Source organism: Oleiphilus sp. HI0043 (genome assembly GCF_001634935.1).
In genome coordinates, this window is record NZ_LWEY01000102.1 from 14,824 (window position 1) to 30,335 (window position 15,512).

13 protein-coding genes are annotated in these 15,512 nt (G+C 45.1%); 6 read left to right on the forward strand and 7 right to left on the reverse strand.

All coding sequences use genetic code 11. From position 1 onward, the window contains the following. Positions 1 to 29 precede the first annotated feature (29 nt). The 3 genes from A3729_RS01925 to A3729_RS01935 form a co-directional block, all read right to left on the reverse strand. Positions 30 to 521, reverse strand: a complete 492-nt coding sequence (locus A3729_RS01925) for a HugZ family protein (RefSeq protein ID WP_068510560.1) — start codon at positions 519 to 521, stop codon at positions 30 to 32. 5 nt (positions 522 to 526) lie between these two features. Further along, positions 527 to 1,183 (reverse strand): NAD-dependent epimerase/dehydratase family protein, encoded by a 657-nt coding sequence (locus A3729_RS01930; protein ID WP_068510361.1) that lies wholly within the window; start codon positions 1,181 to 1,183, stop codon positions 527 to 529. 93 nt (positions 1,184 to 1,276) lie between these two features. Then, a complete protein-coding gene (locus A3729_RS01935; RefSeq protein ID WP_068510362.1) occupies positions 1,277 to 2,053 on the reverse strand; it encodes an enoyl-CoA hydratase/isomerase family protein in 777 nt (258 codons plus the stop codon). Positions 2,054 to 2,334: 281 nt separating this feature from the next. Here A3729_RS01935 and leuB point away from each other — a divergent pair, with 281 nt between their 5' ends. Next, on the forward strand, positions 2,335 to 3,438 hold the full coding sequence (leuB, locus tag A3729_RS01940) for a 3-isopropylmalate dehydrogenase (protein WP_068510364.1): 1,104 nt from the start codon (positions 2,335 to 2,337) through the stop codon (positions 3,436 to 3,438). Between the two features lie 103 nt (positions 3,439 to 3,541). Here leuB and A3729_RS01945 read toward each other — a convergent pair whose 3' ends face one another. The 3 genes from A3729_RS01945 to A3729_RS01955 form a co-directional block, all read right to left on the reverse strand. Continuing rightward, entirely contained in the window at positions 3,542 to 3,931 is a 390-nt protein-coding gene (locus A3729_RS01945) for a DUF3135 domain-containing protein (RefSeq protein WP_068510366.1), read from the reverse strand. 275 nt (positions 3,932 to 4,206) lie between these two features. Continuing rightward, a complete protein-coding gene (locus A3729_RS01950; RefSeq protein WP_068510368.1) occupies positions 4,207 to 5,082 on the reverse strand; it encodes a ribose-phosphate pyrophosphokinase in 876 nt (291 codons plus the stop codon). Beyond that, positions 5,079 to 6,623 (reverse strand): thymidine phosphorylase family protein, encoded by a 1,545-nt coding sequence (locus tag A3729_RS01955; RefSeq protein WP_068633042.1) that lies wholly within the window; start codon positions 6,621 to 6,623, stop codon positions 5,079 to 5,081. The genes A3729_RS01950 and A3729_RS01955 overlap by 4 nt, the downstream gene beginning before the upstream one ends. A 289-nt stretch (positions 6,624 to 6,912) precedes the next feature. Between A3729_RS01955 and A3729_RS01960 the strand changes: the two genes are divergently transcribed. The 5 genes from A3729_RS01960 to A3729_RS01980 all read left to right on the forward strand — a co-directional run bounded on the left by A3729_RS01960 (position 6,913) and on the right by A3729_RS01980 (position 11,682). Beyond that, positions 6,913 to 8,274 (forward strand): MBL fold metallo-hydrolase RNA specificity domain-containing protein, encoded by a 1,362-nt coding sequence (locus tag A3729_RS01960; protein WP_068552972.1) that lies wholly within the window; start codon positions 6,913 to 6,915, stop codon positions 8,272 to 8,274. A 32-nt stretch (positions 8,275 to 8,306) separates the two neighbouring features. Beyond that, positions 8,307 to 9,986 carry a Na/Pi cotransporter family protein gene (locus A3729_RS01965; RefSeq protein WP_068516580.1) on the forward strand — a complete coding sequence of 560 codons (1,680 nt, stop codon included), beginning with the start codon at positions 8,307 to 8,309 and terminating at the stop codon, positions 9,984 to 9,986. A 12-nt stretch (positions 9,987 to 9,998) separates the two neighbouring features. Next, complete coding sequence (locus tag A3729_RS01970) at positions 9,999 to 10,682, forward strand: alpha/beta fold hydrolase (RefSeq protein WP_068516584.1); 684 nt, start codon at positions 9,999 to 10,001, stop codon at positions 10,680 to 10,682. A 204-nt stretch (positions 10,683 to 10,886) separates the two neighbouring features. Beyond that, positions 10,887 to 11,477 (forward strand): transglutaminase family protein, encoded by a 591-nt coding sequence (locus A3729_RS01975; RefSeq protein WP_068516587.1) that lies wholly within the window; start codon positions 10,887 to 10,889, stop codon positions 11,475 to 11,477. Further along, on the forward strand, positions 11,470 to 11,682 hold the full coding sequence (locus A3729_RS01980) for a hypothetical protein (protein ID WP_156490258.1): 213 nt from the start codon (positions 11,470 to 11,472) through the stop codon (positions 11,680 to 11,682). The genes A3729_RS01975 and A3729_RS01980 overlap by 8 nt, the downstream gene beginning before the upstream one ends. A 10-nt stretch (positions 11,683 to 11,692) precedes the next feature. Here the strand turns inward: A3729_RS01980 and A3729_RS01985 are convergent, their stop codons facing one another. Then, complete coding sequence (locus A3729_RS01985; protein WP_068633043.1) at positions 11,693 to 15,205, reverse strand: PAS domain-containing hybrid sensor histidine kinase/response regulator; 3,513 nt, start codon at positions 15,203 to 15,205, stop codon at positions 11,693 to 11,695. Positions 15,206 to 15,512 lie beyond the last annotated feature (307 nt).

A 15,512-nucleotide genomic window follows, 5' to 3' on the forward strand; every position in this document is an offset into this window, starting at 1 on the left:
GGGGAAAGTTTTTTCGAGGGGGAATCTGCTTAAGCTTTGATATGCTTAATATCGTCTCCAGTCAGCTCAAAAGCCTGTCCAAAGCCTTTCACATAAGTACCTGAAACCGCAGTTAGTCTGAATAGATGAAAGTCGGGTAGAGAGCGAAGCAGCTTCACTGTATTTCCATGACGTTTTTCAAAGCCATCAAGAATATTGTTCCATTCAGGGTCTTCTTGCTTGAGTTCTTCTGCTTTGCACTTAAGGTTTAGTCGCTTGCGGGCAAAAACGTTTTTGCTCTTGTCTTCATCTTCAATGATCAAAATAGAGAGACTGGGGTGAGCAAGTAAATTGTGCGTGTGTGTCGCAAGCTGACTGATAAAAATGTAGTAAGCTGAGCCCGTTTTCAGAAAGGGGGTATAGCTGATGCACGGCTCTTTATCTTTTCCAAGTGTTGCTAATTGGAGTGTCTGAATTTGCTCGTTGAGTTCAGCGATTTCAGTTTGAATTTGCTCTGTACTGATTTCAGGGTTCTTTGCCATGGTGTTTACTTTTCTAGCTGTTTTATCGCGCCTTGCATCATTGCTGAGTTAAGCACTTGTGTGCCCCGCTTAGAACGATTTGCCTCAAGAATCAGTGCAGCGGCAACATCGTGAGCTTGAATCGCTTTTAAATTGCCAGGGAGTATGCCCATAAATACTTCACCTAGCTTTTCAGCTGGACGAAATTCACCTCTGTCGCCGAGTAATAGGCTAGGCCTAGCAAGTGCTATATGAGGATAATTGAGCTCAAGTAGCTGATGTTCCAGTTCGCCTTTCATTTGCATATAGTAGGAGAACGCTTTCACCTTGGCACCATGCGCAGAGACAAGGCCATAATAGCGAGCGCCGTTCTGAAGACCTAGCCGTGCAACATTCAAAGGAAAGGTGACATCTATTTCGTAGTAAGCTTCTTTATTTGGCGTTTTACGAGTAGTAGAACCCAGGGCGCAAAATATATCGTCTACTTTTTTGGGTTCGGGAGCGCTGAGCTCACGGTAGTTGACTGGCCATTGTTCAACCTTAGGCAGCTTGGCCCAAGAGGCACTTGAAGGTGAGCGGACGAAAGCAACAACACGTTCATAAGCGGGATGTTGATTGAGCAAAGAAACCAAATGACTACCGATTAGTCCGTTTGCGCCAGCAACCCATGCTGTTTTCCCCATGAACTTCTCCATTTACGTATCACTTGCTTGAGCTTGAAACAAAAAAGGCTTTGAAACAGTGCTTCAAAGCCTTCTAGTAATTTATGATTGAAATTAACGGCCAGACCAGTTTGGCGGACGTTTTTCAAGGAAGGCACGTAAGCCTTCTTTTTTGTCGGCTGTTTCGATCAAGGCTGCTTGAGCAAACTTTTCCATAGCCAAGCCAGAGTGTTGTCCTGCCTCAAGGCCATAGTTGACCATCGACTTCATAAACTGAGGAACGAGTGGCGCAAACGCGGCAATTTGACCTGCCATTTTATGTAGCGTCGGCATAAGATCTTCTGGCTCAAGCAAACGGGTAATTAAGCCTATTTGATAAGCGCGGTCAGAATCAATGGTTTCACCCATTAATAACATTTCCATGCCCCAAGCTTTACCAACAATACGTGGTAAACGCTGAGTTGCACCACCACCAGGAATAATACCTAGCTTGCCTTCAGGTGTTGCATATTTGGAGTTAGTCGTACCGATACGAATATCGCAACCCAGTGCCAGCTCCAAGCCACCGCCCATACAGATACCATTGATGGCGGCGATAGATACTTTCTCACTACGCTCACAGCGTTCAGCAAAACCTTGAACAATCGGTTCAAGTGCTTTCTTAATATCTCGGTGTTCTACTTCGTTAAGGTCTGAACCTGAAGCAAAGGCTTTCTCGCCCGCACCGGTTAAACCGATAACGCGAACCTGAGGGTCGGCTTCAGCTTCAGCAAAAGCGTTATGAAGGTCATCCAGCGTCGCTAACGACACCGCGTTATGCTTTGTTGGTCTGTTAAGGGTGATTAATCCCAGAGGACCAATTACTTCATAAAGTATATTTTCGTACGCCATTGCCACAAAATCTCAAAACAAATTAGTTTACATACAGCATGTTAACAGAAGTTTGTATCCCGACACCGAGGCGATTGGCCTAATGCTCTGTTAACACTTTAATCTAAGGGGTAAGCAAGTTACATAATGGTGACGCGCCCGTCAACCTATTATGGGCGATATGCGCTATTTGAATGGCCATATCGTCTTCTTTATAAATCAATTTATTTGCCAGATAGGGGGCGCTATCTTTACAATACGCCCACATTTATATCGACGTATTATTTCGCTAGGAAAAAATAATGACTCAAACATACAAGATTGCGGTTCTCGCAGGTGACGGCATTGGCCCAGAAATTACAGAGCAGGCTTTGCGTGTATTAAAGCTAATTGAAGAAAAACGTGATGTTGTTTTTGATTGCATCGACGGCCCATTCGGAGCCAGTGCTTACTTCTCACATGGTAAGTCTTTCCCTCAGGAAACGATTGATCTATGTGATACAGCGGATGCAATTCTTAAAGGCCCAATCGGCTTGAGCCATGAAGAGTCTGAGAAGATTCCTGTAGAAGAGCGTCCTGAGCGTGGTGCTTTATTACCAATGCGTCGTCGTTTGAATACCTATGCAAACTTTCGCCCGATTTCTTTGCCAGCAGGTATGGCTCATTTCTCACCACTTAAAAAAGAAGTAGTGGGCAATGGTATCGACATCATGTTGATTCGTGAATTGATCGGTGGTCTTTACTTCGGTGGAAAAGAAAGTGGTAAGACTGAAGATGGCCTTCGCTATGTAAAAGAAACCTTGGATTACGATGAAAGCCAGATCCGACAGATTTTGGAAGTTGCTTTTAAAGAATCTATGAAGCGTAAGAAAGTTCTTCACAATATTCACAAGAGTAATGTATTGATCTCTTCTGTACTTTGGAACGAAGTGCTTGAAGAAGTTGCTAAAGATTACCCTGAAGTAGAAGTCATTCACATGTTGGTTGATGCAGCTGCGACTCACCTATGTTTGAACCCAGGTCAGTTTGATGTCATGGTCATGGAAAACATGTTCGGTGATATCTTGAGTGACCAGGGTGGCGGTATTCTTGGTTCTCTAGGTCTAATGCCATCAGCATGTATGGGGCCTGAGAAAGCATACTACGAACCTTCTCACGGTTCTGCACCAGATATTGCTGGCCAAAACAAAGCTAACCCATACTCAATGATTGGTTCTGTTGCATTGATGCTGGACATGAGTTTTGGTTTGGAAGAAGAAGCGAAAGCGGTTTGGACTGCTATGCAGAGCGTCTTCGAAGCAGGCTTCTCTACAAGTGACTTGTCTAAGCCTGGTCAGGGCATCGAGATTCTAAGCACAACAGAGTTTGCTGATAAGGTAATGGCTAAGTTGGAAGAATTGCTATAAACCAGCAAAGAAATTAAAAAAGGGGAGCCATAGCGGTTCCCCTTTTTTGTTCTTGTAGGCAGAGCCTTCCACGGCTCGCTGACGGGGTAGCACGGGGCAGGCTCTACTTGGGAAACAACTCAACAATCTCCGCACTTTCCGCAGGCTTGCTGCTTTGCTCCTGTAAATACTTTCGTGGGTTTGCCAATGCCAGTTGTAGTTCCACAAACGAATCATGCATCATTTCTGAAAGTCTCATACAGGACGATAATGGGCTTCTGGCACCTTGCCTGGCCATATTTATCCTGAACTGCACTCCTTTCAAACGGCGCTGAAGTTCAATAGGTGCTTGCTCGATTGCTTGTTGATAGAGCTCTTCACGGTAACGCTCAAATGCTTCTGGCTTGTTCGAAGCTAAGTATCTTAGTTTATCAAAATCGATCGGGACGATACGAGAGTCCTGATTACCTAAGTGAGAAGACTCCGCTTCTTTAAAGTTTGATCCATCGTGCACGGTAACGACCTCTTACTGTTACAAAGTGTTAGCGATATTTTATCGGTGCGATCAAAAACTGTACAGCTAGAAGGTGTGGGCAGGTCCACGAATTTACAAGATCTCTGCAAAATTTTGTGAAATCACTTAGATAATAGCGGTGATGATTTTGATGCCAGTTTTTCAAGCACTATAAAGTGATTATTCGTCTAAGTTGTGCGCAAGCTTCGTATGATAAAAATGTGGCTTTGTAAATCTTATAGTCAATGTTTCAAGTGAGTTAACATTTGGCTTTATTACTTCAAGACTTCTGCAATAATACTGGCAATATCTATAGTGTTTGTTGAGTGGGGGACGGTGTTACAAGTTAGTATGTCTTTGATCGGTGCTTTAGACATTTCACAGTATGCATCTTCAGAGAAAAGTGCGTGCACACCAATGCATATAGGCTCTTGTAAACCTTCGGCTACAAGCGCTTCGGCAGTACGAATCATGGTCCGACCTGTCGAGATAATATCGTCAATAAGTACGGGGGTTCTTTGTGCAAAGTCTTGAGCATTTGGGCTCGAAACTTCTACGTTCTTATCGCCGAAACGTTGTTTTTCTAGAATTAAGTAGGGGCAGCCAATCATGTCTGCTGCCGCCGCAGCCCATTGCTCACTTTCACTGTCAGGGCCAACCACCAAGGGGGTCTCAATATTTTCTTTAACCCATGAGGCTATTAAAGGGTTAGCTTGCAGAGTGTGTGTTTCCATTGTGTAAATTTCACCCAGTGAATGGTAGCGATGCAGGTGAGGGTCGATGGTGATTAAGCGATCTAAATACTGATTTAACAACTTAGCGTAATAGCGTGAAGTCAGAGCCTCTCCTTCGTGAAACTTAATATCCTGACGCATATAGGGAAGATAAGGACAGACTAAGGTAGTACTGGCTATTCCAAGCTCGCGTAAGGTTTCGCAAAGATAAACCAAGGGTAGAAACTTTGAATTTGGCTGGTGCATATTCGAGACTATAATGGCTTCACGCTGCTGGTAATCGCTATGTACTCTCATGTAAGTTTCACCATCAGGGAACTGGCGGTGTTCCAACTTGGCAGGTTCTGCATTTAACTCCGTAGATAGCGCAGCGAATAGCTCAGGTGCAGCGTAGAGGTCAAAAATTAAAGGTTTCATAGAGTTTCTTCCTCAATTCGAATAGCATCAGGGTGAGCGCTTAGAAAGTCGATCGCATATTCAAGTTCACCTTTTGTTTCTGCGTGCAGTTCAAAAAGTGGTGTACCAATATCGACTATATCCCCTAAATGGGTCTTAAAGAGTATACCGGCGGCAGCTGCAGAGGGCGCGCCAGCGAGTTTAGCCAGTTTACTGATAAAGCGGTTATTGATGTAACAAACTATACCCTGTTTATCCGAGAATACCTCATGACGATAGGGGGCCTTGGGTGGTTCCCTCATACCTCCCTGCGCCTCACATATAGCTTGGAATTTTGTCCAGGCTTTGCCTGAATCCAGAATTTCTGTGGCCCTATCAAGGCAGTGATTCGGCTCTGCCGCATCGCCCATTTCCAAAATCTTTGCAGCAATCAGTAGTGCTCTCTGTCTTAGGTCTTGAGGTGCTAGCGGGCTATTTTGTAGTACGGTTAAAATATCTTGCGCTTCCAAGGCAGGGCCGATGCCGAAACCCACGGGTTGTTGGCCATCTGTCATTAGGCAGGATATTTTTAATCCTAAGGCTTCACTGCTTCGTTCTAGCTGTGTCGATAGTTTTGTCGCGTAGTCCATATCGCGAACTTTGGCGGTAATGCCAACCGGCAAATCGATTAAGGCATGTGTTGACCCGGCAGCCACTTTTTTGGATATCACCGATGCGACCAATTGGCCTTCGCTATCAAGGTCGAGTGCACGTTCGACACGAATCAGAATATCATCTGCCGGGCTAAGGCTAACTGAGCCTCCCCAGGCAATACAGCCGCCTTCTTGTTCAACTACTGATCTCATTTGCTCAATGCTCAAGGTCACGGGAGCAAGAGTTTCCATGGTGTCGGCGGTACCGGCAGGTGAGGTAATACCGCGTGAGGAAGTTTTCGGCATGATCAAACCGGCAGCACTTACAATAGCGACGACGATGGGTGTCGTTCTATTGCCAGGTAAGCCTCCAACACAGTGCTTATCCATCACCTTTTCACTGCCCCACTCGAGTTGACTACCTGCATCGACCATGGCCTTGGTAAGGGAAATAATTTCGTCGGTATTGAGTCGGTTTCCTGCACAAGCGGTGACAAAGGCGGCTAGCTGAATGTCAGAATAGTAGCCTCTCGTGATATCGTGAATAATATGCTTGCTAGAGTAGTCGTTAAAACTATTACCGTAGACTTTGCCGCTAACTGCGCTCATCGAATCGGCCGGTTTTGCATGGGAAAAGTAAGCCCGTTCGCCTTCATCGGCACTCAGTAATTTCCATGCCGACTCGGACAGGCCAACCTCCTGACGAGACAAGTCTCCATTAGTCACCATATTTACTGTTGCAATAATGCTGTTCTTTTCAGTGGTGATACGCACACGACTTTGGGCATAAAATCCCTCAGAGCGACAGACGTGGCAATTTTTATGCATATAAATGACAGGCTCTTGATGCGTGTCGATATGCATTCGTTTTAATTGCAGGAAGTTAAGTTCCTGTTGGGCAGTTTTGTTGGGCTCACTGGTGCGGCTCATTGCGTTACCTGATTTTTCTTATACGAATATTCATAAAATAACATGAAATTATTCATGGGCGTCAATAATTGATGTCGTGACTTGATATCGGTCGGTTCATGGAGCGTTTTAACACTATATTATTGTAGCCAGAGTCTTCTACTGTTAACTGGCCGTGAGGTTCGGGGAAGGTTCATGTGAGGAGTGGAACTCCTTGCCTAGCTTAACTGAGTGATGGCTTCCTCAAAACATATATACATTTTAGGCCTTGATTTTGTATGCTTGGAATAACGAGTCTAAGGATAAGAGCATGTTAAAAATAAAATTTATCGGTGGTGCTGGTACAGTTACAGGTTCCAAATACCTTCTGACTATAAACGACAAGAAAGTCCTGGTTGACTGCGGTATGTTTCAAGGGGTAAAAAACCTACGAGACAAGAACTGGCAACCGTTTCCGATCGATGCCTCAAGTCTCGACGTTATCTTACTGACTCATGGGCATGTAGATCATAGTGGTTATATTCCTGCTCTTAAGAAGGCCGGATTCAAGGGTGTAATCTATTGTAGTAGTGGTACCTTAGACCTGTGTGGTGTGCTTCTACCTGACGCCGGTTTCCTTCAGGAAGAAGATGCTCGCTACGCAAATCGAAAAAGATTCTCTAAGCACTCTCCTGCGTTGCCTCTTTATACGGAAGAGGATGCGAACGCATCGCTGGAATTATTTGAACCTGTCTCGATGAATAAGGAAATAGAGATCCTTAAAGGGGTGAAGGTTGAATTCAAGCCGGTTGGGCATATCCTGGGTGCCGCCTCTATTCGACTTAGCGCCTTGGGAAGAAGCATAACCTTTAGTGGAGACGTTGGTCGCTCTGATGACTTGGTAATGAAAGCGCCTCAAAAGCTAAGTGAAACAGATTACTTGGTGGTAGAGTCGACTTATGGTGATCGACTACATGAAGATATCGATGCCTTTGCATTCTTTGAAGAAATCATCAATAAAACCAGTAAGCGCGGTGGCATTGTCTTGATGCCTTCCTTTGCGGTTGGCCGTACGCAAATTAATCTTCATATTCTTCAAGAGCTTAAGAAACAGGGGCGAATACCTGACTTACCCATATTTCTCAATAGCCCCATGGCGATTACGGCGACCGAGATCTATTGTCGGCACAATAAAGAGCACAAGCTTAGTGCCAGCCAGTGTGCTGAAATAGACCATGGAACTCATTTTGTACGCACCGCTGAAGAGTCTATCGCACTTAATGGCAGTTCTTATCCTTCAGTAATCATCTCTGCCAGCGGTATGGCAAGTGGTGGCAGAGTTTTACACCACTTAAAAAATCTCTTACCGCATCATCAGCACAGTATCGTTTTTATCGGATTTCAGGCACCTGGAACGCGAGGTGATACCCTGGTCAGTGGTGCTGCTGAAGTCAAAATACACGGCCAGTACTACCCTGTGAAAGCGGAGGTTTATCATAGTGGTAGCCTGTCTGCCCACGGCGACTATCAAGAAATTATTGACTGGTTGCGTGCGTCAAAGATCTCCCCCAAGCAAGTGTTCGTTACCCATGGTGAGCGTAGTGCCTCTGACTCAATGCGTATGAAGATAAAAGAGCAGTTGGGTTTGAAAGCTTGTGTACCGGAGCCTGGTCAGGAATTTGAACTGAATTAGTAAATAGTCTCGGTCAATAATTAAGGTTGGATATGGAGCAATTTCAGTTACTAGAGTTTATTTCAGGAATCGGGGTATTTCTATTTGGTATTGATCAACTAGAGAAGGCCTTGAAGGCTTTAAGCAGTCGTTCCTTGAAAGTCATGCTGCGCAAGCATACAACTCATCCTTTAAAGTCGATACTAGGTGGGACGGTCGCAACAGCCATTCTGCAGAGCAGTTCGGTTGTTGGCTTAATGACGCTGGCCTTTGTCGGGGCCGGTATTCTCGATATGCGCAATGCGCTGGGGATCATTCTAGGGTCTAATCTGGGAACAACGTTTACCGGCTGGATCGTTGCAACCTTGGGCTTTAAGCTCAGTTTGTCTGCTTTCTATCTACCGATGCTGGGTCTGGGGTGTTTAGGTTTAGTTAGCTTTGGTGATGATAAAAAGCTCCGTCACATGAGTCGCCTATTAATGGGCTTAGGGCTGTTGCTGATGGGCTTGGTGCTGATGAAAGATAGCATTGAGGCTTTTTCGCAAAGCTTCGATGTCTCTATATTCAAAGAGTATGGAATTTTTGTTTTTTTTCTAGTGGGCGTTATCTTCACGGCCATCATTCAATCCAGCTCCGCGACAATGATGATCACCTTGAGTGCACTTAATGCTCAAATAATTGGATTAGATCAAGCGGCGGCATTAGTGATCGGTGCAGACCTAGGAACCACCGGCACTGTTATGCTCGGTGCCTTAAAAGGAACGCCAATTAAAAGGCAGGTGGCAGCAGCGCACTTCTTTTTCAACCTGATCACCGATTTATTGGCACTCCTATGTTTGCCTTTGCTGTTGAAAATTATCAATGATGTCTACCAAGTCGAAGACCCTTTACTTGGTTTGGTCGCCTTCCACAGTACCTTTAATGTAATTGGTATTTGCCTCTTTATTCCCTTTTTGGGGGCATTTGCACGCATGCTGGAAAGGCTCTTCAAAGAAGATACCAGTGCCATTAATTGCCATATCAAGTCAATTCCAGAAGGTGAAGTGGAAGAATCCCTCTTGGCCCTGGAGTCAGAGTCAATTCATCTATTTAGCCGTGTATTGGTGTTAAATCTGGCCTGTTTTAATATTAATACCCTTAATATTAAACAAAGTAAATTGATTGGCTCAGAGCCGGAGAATGCAGGGTATTTGAATGATACGGATCAGTTTGATGATGGCTATGAAGATATTAAACAGCTAGAAGGTGAGGTCGTAGAGTTTGCTTATCGTGTGCAGAAAGGGCGCGTTGAAACAGATCAATCTGAGCGTATTGAGCAGATATTGGAAGCAATTCGAAATGCCACCTATGCCGCCAAGGAGGTTAAAGATATTCGTCATGATCTAAGCTATCTCAGACAGTCTGATAACCTCTTTATTTATAATACCTATCAACAAATTATTGCTCAGGTAGAGGCTTTTTATTCCGGGGTGAGTGACTTATTTAACCATCGCAATGAGGTGGTTTTGTTAGAAATGTACACGGAGCTTAAACGTAATACTGATGAGCATAAACAAGTCGTAACCCAAGCGATATATTCCGATAGTCAGGAACACAAATTGACGGAGCAGGATCTATCAACCATGTTGAATACAGTGGGTGAGGTGAGCTTATCGCAAACTTTGTTACTAAGAGCGATGCAAAGCTATTTGTTCTCGGAAGCCTCTAGTCGTAACTTGGCATCGGCTGTTTAGAAAGGTGAGTCTATGAAGCTGGTTTTTATACATGGCTCGGGTATGAATAGTGTGGTTTGGGAGCAGCAGCTTGTGCATTTCAGCCACTCGGAAGCGGTTGATTTACCGGGACATCCTAATGGCCCAAAGCTTAAAACTATGGAAGACTATGTACAGTCTGTTGGCACTTATCTCGATACGCTAGACGATGTCATACTGGTCGGGCACTCCTTAGGTAGTGCCGTGGTACTGGCTTTGGCAGCGCAAGGGCACCGCTCGCTCAAAGGGATGGTTCTAATCGGTGCAGGTGCTCGTTTAAAAGTTCTGCCAACTTTATTAGATAAACTTACTGACCTGTTCGCTAAAGGGGACGACAGGATTCCCGAGTCTGTGCTGGCAATGAATCATAGAATTGATGAGCCGCTACGCAGTAAAATTAATGCCGCAATGCAGGAAAATGGAGCAGGTGTTTTACTAAGAGACTTGCAAGCATGCAATGGCTTTGATCTGATGAACGAGCTAGCGAGTATCGACTTGCCTAGCTTAATCATAGTGGGTGATCAGGATATTATGACCCCGCCCAAATACGCTGACTACCTCAAGAAGGCTTTAGCTAATGCAAGTCTGGCTCTTATACCGGGTGGCAGTCATATGGTATTTGCCGAGCAAGCAGATGAGGTGAATGCCAGAATAGATAGCTTCATCAATACACTCTAATCATACCCGTAAACAGAGGGTTTCACCCCTCGCTAGAATCTGCCACCGTGCTAAACCGCTAGCGAGGCTCGGAGGCCTCTGCCCACGAATAATAGAAATTGCTACCTCATAGAATATTACCATTTTGCGGTTTGCTTCCTTTTGCAGGGTGTAGCTGATGTTATAGAATTCTCCGCTCAGAAGAGAATAATAGGTAGTCACGAAATGGAAGCTTATCTGCAGGCTTGCCCCTATATCGATTGGCGGCACGAAGCCGTGCAACGTCAGGCAAGTTTGTTAGCGCAAGGAAGGCAAGATTGCTACGTAATCGCCCAAAGGTGTTTTGGGTTTGTGCGTGATGAAATAAAACACAGTTGGGATTACCGGTTGAATCCGGTGACGGTTTCAGCTTCTCAGGTGCTTGAACACGGAACAGGTTTTTGTTACGCAAAAAGCCACTTATTGGCTGCTTTACTTAGAGCGAATCAAATTCCGACTGCGATATGCTATCAACGTGTACGTCTCGATGACACCCCTAGCTTTTGTTTGCATGCACTAAACGCTGTGCATCTGCCTGACTATGGTTGGTACCGTATCGATGCACGTGGGAATACCCCTGAAATCGACGCTCAATTCACGCCTCCAGTTGAAAAACTGGCAATTGAGCGATATGGTTTGGGAGAGTTTTTTCTCGAAGGGCTCTATGAAGCGCCCTTATCATCTGTGACCAAGCTACTTGAGAGCTGTGAAACGATAGAGCAAGTAGCTCAGCGTTTAAGTGAAACTGATACTTTGGGCCATCAAAGCAATGAATAAAATGCCATTCTCTCTTCAGGTGACTATATTTCTTGTCACATTCTCGCTATTAGCTATTTATATGGTTGGCGGCTTAGAAACCGAAGATGGTAAAACTCTCTTGGTGATCGTACTTATTGGTGGCTTGATCTCCACACTCCGAGCAGCCTACCTAAGAAATAAGCAAATTAAGAAAGCGATAGCGCGTCAAAAAGAGCTGTCTTGAGCTTAACTCATCAGCTTTGCTTTTTTCGTCGCACTAACTGGCTCAATAAGGCTCTAAGCTTCGCGGGTTTAAGCGGTTTGCTTAAAAAGTTGAAGCCTTGCCCTTTCGCTATACTCGCCAACTCTGGTTCGGAGGCGGCTGAAATGATGCAGACGGGAACGTCTTGCCCCCATATCTCTAATAGCTCATTCGCTAATTTGATACCGTTTGAATACTTGTCTTCGCCTTCATCATGCGTCAGCTGGTAGTCCATGAGTAGCACGTCAGGTACAAAGTGTTTGGTACTATCATCGAGAATACTTTCGGCACTGTTGTAAGACAGCATCTTGCAGTTCCATTTGTTGAGCAGTGCTTCGGTAGCTTTAAGGTTTTCCTGTTGGTCATCAACATAAATGACATTTAAACCTTCGATATCGCTTTCATTAGCGATCTCTTGCGGAGCCTCGATGATTTTGGGTAAGTGGCTTTGAGGTAAGGATATAGAGAAACAGCTGCCCTTCCTTAGTTTTGAATCGAGAGAAATGGGGTGTTGAAGTAGTTCTGCTAAACGCTCTGCAACAGCCAGCCCTAGGCCTAAACCGGCAATACTCTTTTGAGTCGGGGCTCGATAGAAGTCTGAAAAAATACGCGCCTGGTCGGTTTCCGCGATGCCTGAGCCAGTATCATAGACGCATACTCTCACGCGTTCACCTTCGCGACGGCAGCCGACCAAGATCTTACCGCTTTCGGTATATTTAACAGCATTAGAAAAGAAGTTTTGCAGGATTCGTCGCAGATATTTTTTATCGGACTCTACCACCAGTGAACTGGGTACGAAATGTAGTTCAACCTCGTCCTTAACCAATACTTTAAATTCATTTACCAGGGGTTGAAGGATATCGTCTAATTTGAATCGGCTGAGTTGTGGCGACAGGGAGCCGGTATCCAGTCGTGCTATTTCGAGTAGTGAGGAAATGATACTTTCGGCGCTTAGAATCGCATCCCGAATTTGCACGATAGTGCTCATGTCTCGACGGTCTTCTTTTACATCTAGCAAGGTATTGGCATAGAGCTGAGCGGCGTTGATTGGTTGTAAAATATCATGGCTGGCTAGGGCCAGAAAGCGCGATTTAGTGGTATTCGCTTCTTCTGCCACGGCTTTGGCCTTTAGCAATTGCTCTTCAACTTCTTTTCTCAGTTCAATCTCTTTACGTAAATCCTGATTGATAGATTCAATCTGAGCGGTACGGCTTTGCACGCGTTGCTCCAAGTAAAGATTGTTTTGTTCGAGTTCATCCTGAGCGGCCATAAAGTCGGTGATATCGTCATAAGTGGTGACATAGCCTCCATCGGGAAGAGGGTTGCCCTTTATCTCGATAACGTGGCCGTTATGATGCTTGCGTACAACACGATAAGGCTTTCCTTGCATCAAATGTTTAAGACGTCGTTGAACATGCTCGTCAATGGCCCCAGGCCCCAATAGTCCGCGCTCAGCATTGAAGCGAACCAAGTCAGAAACTGCAATTCCGATTTGCAGCATGCCTTGGGGATAGTTAAACATTTCTTCATAGCGACGATTCCAGGCAACCATATTGAGGTCTCCGTTGACGACGCTAATGCCCGAAGAAATATTATCGAAGGACGCGAATAAAATATCCTGATTGAAACGCAGTGCTCGGGTCGTTTCTTCAAAGATATTAACGACTTCTTCTACCGCCAGCTTCTGACCACTCCTTAGGCTTTCTATCATGGCCTGAGAGGAGGCAACGCCAACAATGCCAGATAAGGATTGTTGGGCTTTTTTGATCAGTCGAGCGTCGGCTGTATTACCGCTGGTATGGTCGTATTCACCAAAGAGTTTGTTAGTGATGCTGCTGCCAACAAACTGTTCCAAAAGTGAGCGCAGGTCGAAGGTGCTAATATCGTCATAATTTTGGTATTCCGAGGCACGTTTTTGGGACTGGTTAGTAAAAGCCAGGGCTTGAATTCGGTCTGATAAAGTTGTTCTGTTTTGACGTGAAACGACGATAGTGGTGAGGATATTGGCGAGTAAGCTTAGAACCACACCTCGACTGAATTCATCGCTAAAGCTTAAACCAAAGAGAAACTCCGGGCGCAACCATTTTACACCCAGAGGGCCTTGCGAAAGTAAATCTGTTGATACCATGCCGGTATCAACCAGTAGCGGCAGCATTAAGGTGTAGGCCCAAGTGATCAGTCCTGCTGCCAGCCCGGCATAGATTCCCGTGGCATTACTTCGCGTCCAATATAGCCCAAAAATAATAGCCGGTGCCAGTTGAACAGCTAATGCAAAAGCTGTCAGGCCGATACTGGTCAAGGCTGCATTTTCAGCAAAAACGACCTGATAGAGATAAGCAAAAATAACGACCAGAACCACAGTCAATCGGCGCGCAAAAATAAGCGATTGTGTGTAGTCTTTAAAACGATTCGCCCCTTTTTGACGACGCATAATGATTGGTAGAATAACGTCGTTGCTTAGCATTTGGCTTAAGGTGACGGTTGCCACGATGATCATTGCGGTTGCCGCAGAAAAGCCACCCAGAAAGGCAATTAAAGAAAGTGTTTGCTGCTCTTGAGCCAATGGGATTGAGATGACATAGGTATCTGCCGAGACTTGCCCATCTGCAAACATCAGGTTTCCTGCCTGAGCGATAAAGTAGATACACAAACCGATGAGTGTCAGGTAAATAGGAAAGACATACCTGGCGGTGCGCAAGTGATTTTCTGATTGGCACTCGACAAAGGCTATATGGAACATTCTAGGCAGGCAAAAAATAGCGCACGCCGAAAGAAACATTTCAACAAAAAAGCGCAGGTCAATTGAGTCACTGACCGCGATAGTATTTAAGTCTTGCTTACTTAATTCAATTTGCTCTGGTGAAACGCCGCTCATCCAATAGAGTGCAAAACCCGTGACAAAAAATAAAGCCACTAGTTTGATCAGGGACTCAAAGGCCACAGCACTAACCAAACCTGCATGATAGCCAGAGACATCAAGCTGCCGGGAACCGAACAACAAAGCAAAGCCTATCATGCTGAAGGCGATCAGCAGGGTGACATCCTGATTACCGACCTGATGGGTATCGATGATCAAAGACAAGGTGTCTGAAACTGCTTTTAGCTGTAAAGAAATATACGGTACTGTCGCCAGTAAAATCACCAGGGTCGTGGTCGCAGCAATGCCTTGGCGCTTGCCGTAACGGGAGGCTAAAAAGTCGGCAATACTATGAATATGCTCTTGCCGACAAATTAGAAAAATCTTATTCAAGATTGGCCACCCTAGTGTAAACAGCAGTATCGGGCCAAGCAAAATTGGCAGGAAATCCCAGGTAGAAGTTGAAGCTGTTCCGACTAAACCATAAAAAGTCCAAGATGTGCAGTACACGCCCAAGGCCAAGGCATAGACATAAGGATGGCGAGACCAGGAGTCTTCAGAGAAGCGTGTTTGGTCGCCTTGTCTTGCAACCCAGAATAACAGAGCGGTATAAGCGATGATGGCAGTAAACACTATGCTGGCTGACACGATGACCTCTTCATTTAATTATTATTTCTGGAGTATTCGCTATGTATATACAGCTTGCTGACTATCGGTGAATAAAAACCAGTGCTGTATCGCATTTTTCATATAGTAAGGTCTACTACTTTAGTCGTAACTTAGACCAAAGTCTTGGTCCCTTCTCCTAAATTACTTGCTAGATTGGCCTTGGCTTCTGGAAATAAAAGAAGACCTGGAGGCTGTCGGAGAATTGCGATCGGGTAACGGTTTACCGAAAGATCGTGATTCTCCGACAGTCTACTTTAGCCTTAAATGTAAGGTTCAACTAAGCGGA

Coding starts and splice junctions, on each gene's coding strand:
- A3729_RS01925 (WP_068510560.1), bottom strand. CDS start 521: ATGGCAAAGAACCCTGAAATCAGTACAGAGCAAATTCAAACTGAAATC.
- A3729_RS01930 (WP_068510361.1), bottom strand. CDS start 1,183: ATGGGGAAAACAGCATGGGTTGCTGGCGCAAACGGACTAATCGGTAGT.
- A3729_RS01935 (WP_068510362.1), bottom strand. CDS start 2,053: ATGGCGTACGAAAATATACTTTATGAAGTAATTGGTCCTCTGGGATTA.
- leuB (WP_068510364.1), top strand. CDS start 2,335: ATGACTCAAACATACAAGATTGCGGTTCTCGCAGGTGACGGCATTGGC.
- A3729_RS01950 (WP_068510368.1), bottom strand. CDS start 5,082: ATGAAACCTTTAATTTTTGACCTCTACGCTGCACCTGAGCTATTCGCT.
- A3729_RS01955 (WP_068633042.1), bottom strand. CDS start 6,623: ATGAGCCGCACCAGTGAGCCCAACAAAACTGCCCAACAGGAACTTAAC.
- A3729_RS01960 (WP_068552972.1), top strand. CDS start 6,913: ATGTTAAAAATAAAATTTATCGGTGGTGCTGGTACAGTTACAGGTTCC.
- A3729_RS01965 (WP_068516580.1), top strand. CDS start 8,307: ATGGAGCAATTTCAGTTACTAGAGTTTATTTCAGGAATCGGGGTATTT.
- A3729_RS01970 (WP_068516584.1), top strand. CDS start 9,999: ATGAAGCTGGTTTTTATACATGGCTCGGGTATGAATAGTGTGGTTTGG.
- A3729_RS01975 (WP_068516587.1), top strand. CDS start 10,887: ATGGAAGCTTATCTGCAGGCTTGCCCCTATATCGATTGGCGGCACGAA.
- A3729_RS01980 (WP_156490258.1), top strand. CDS start 11,470: ATGAATAAAATGCCATTCTCTCTTCAGGTGACTATATTTCTTGTCACA.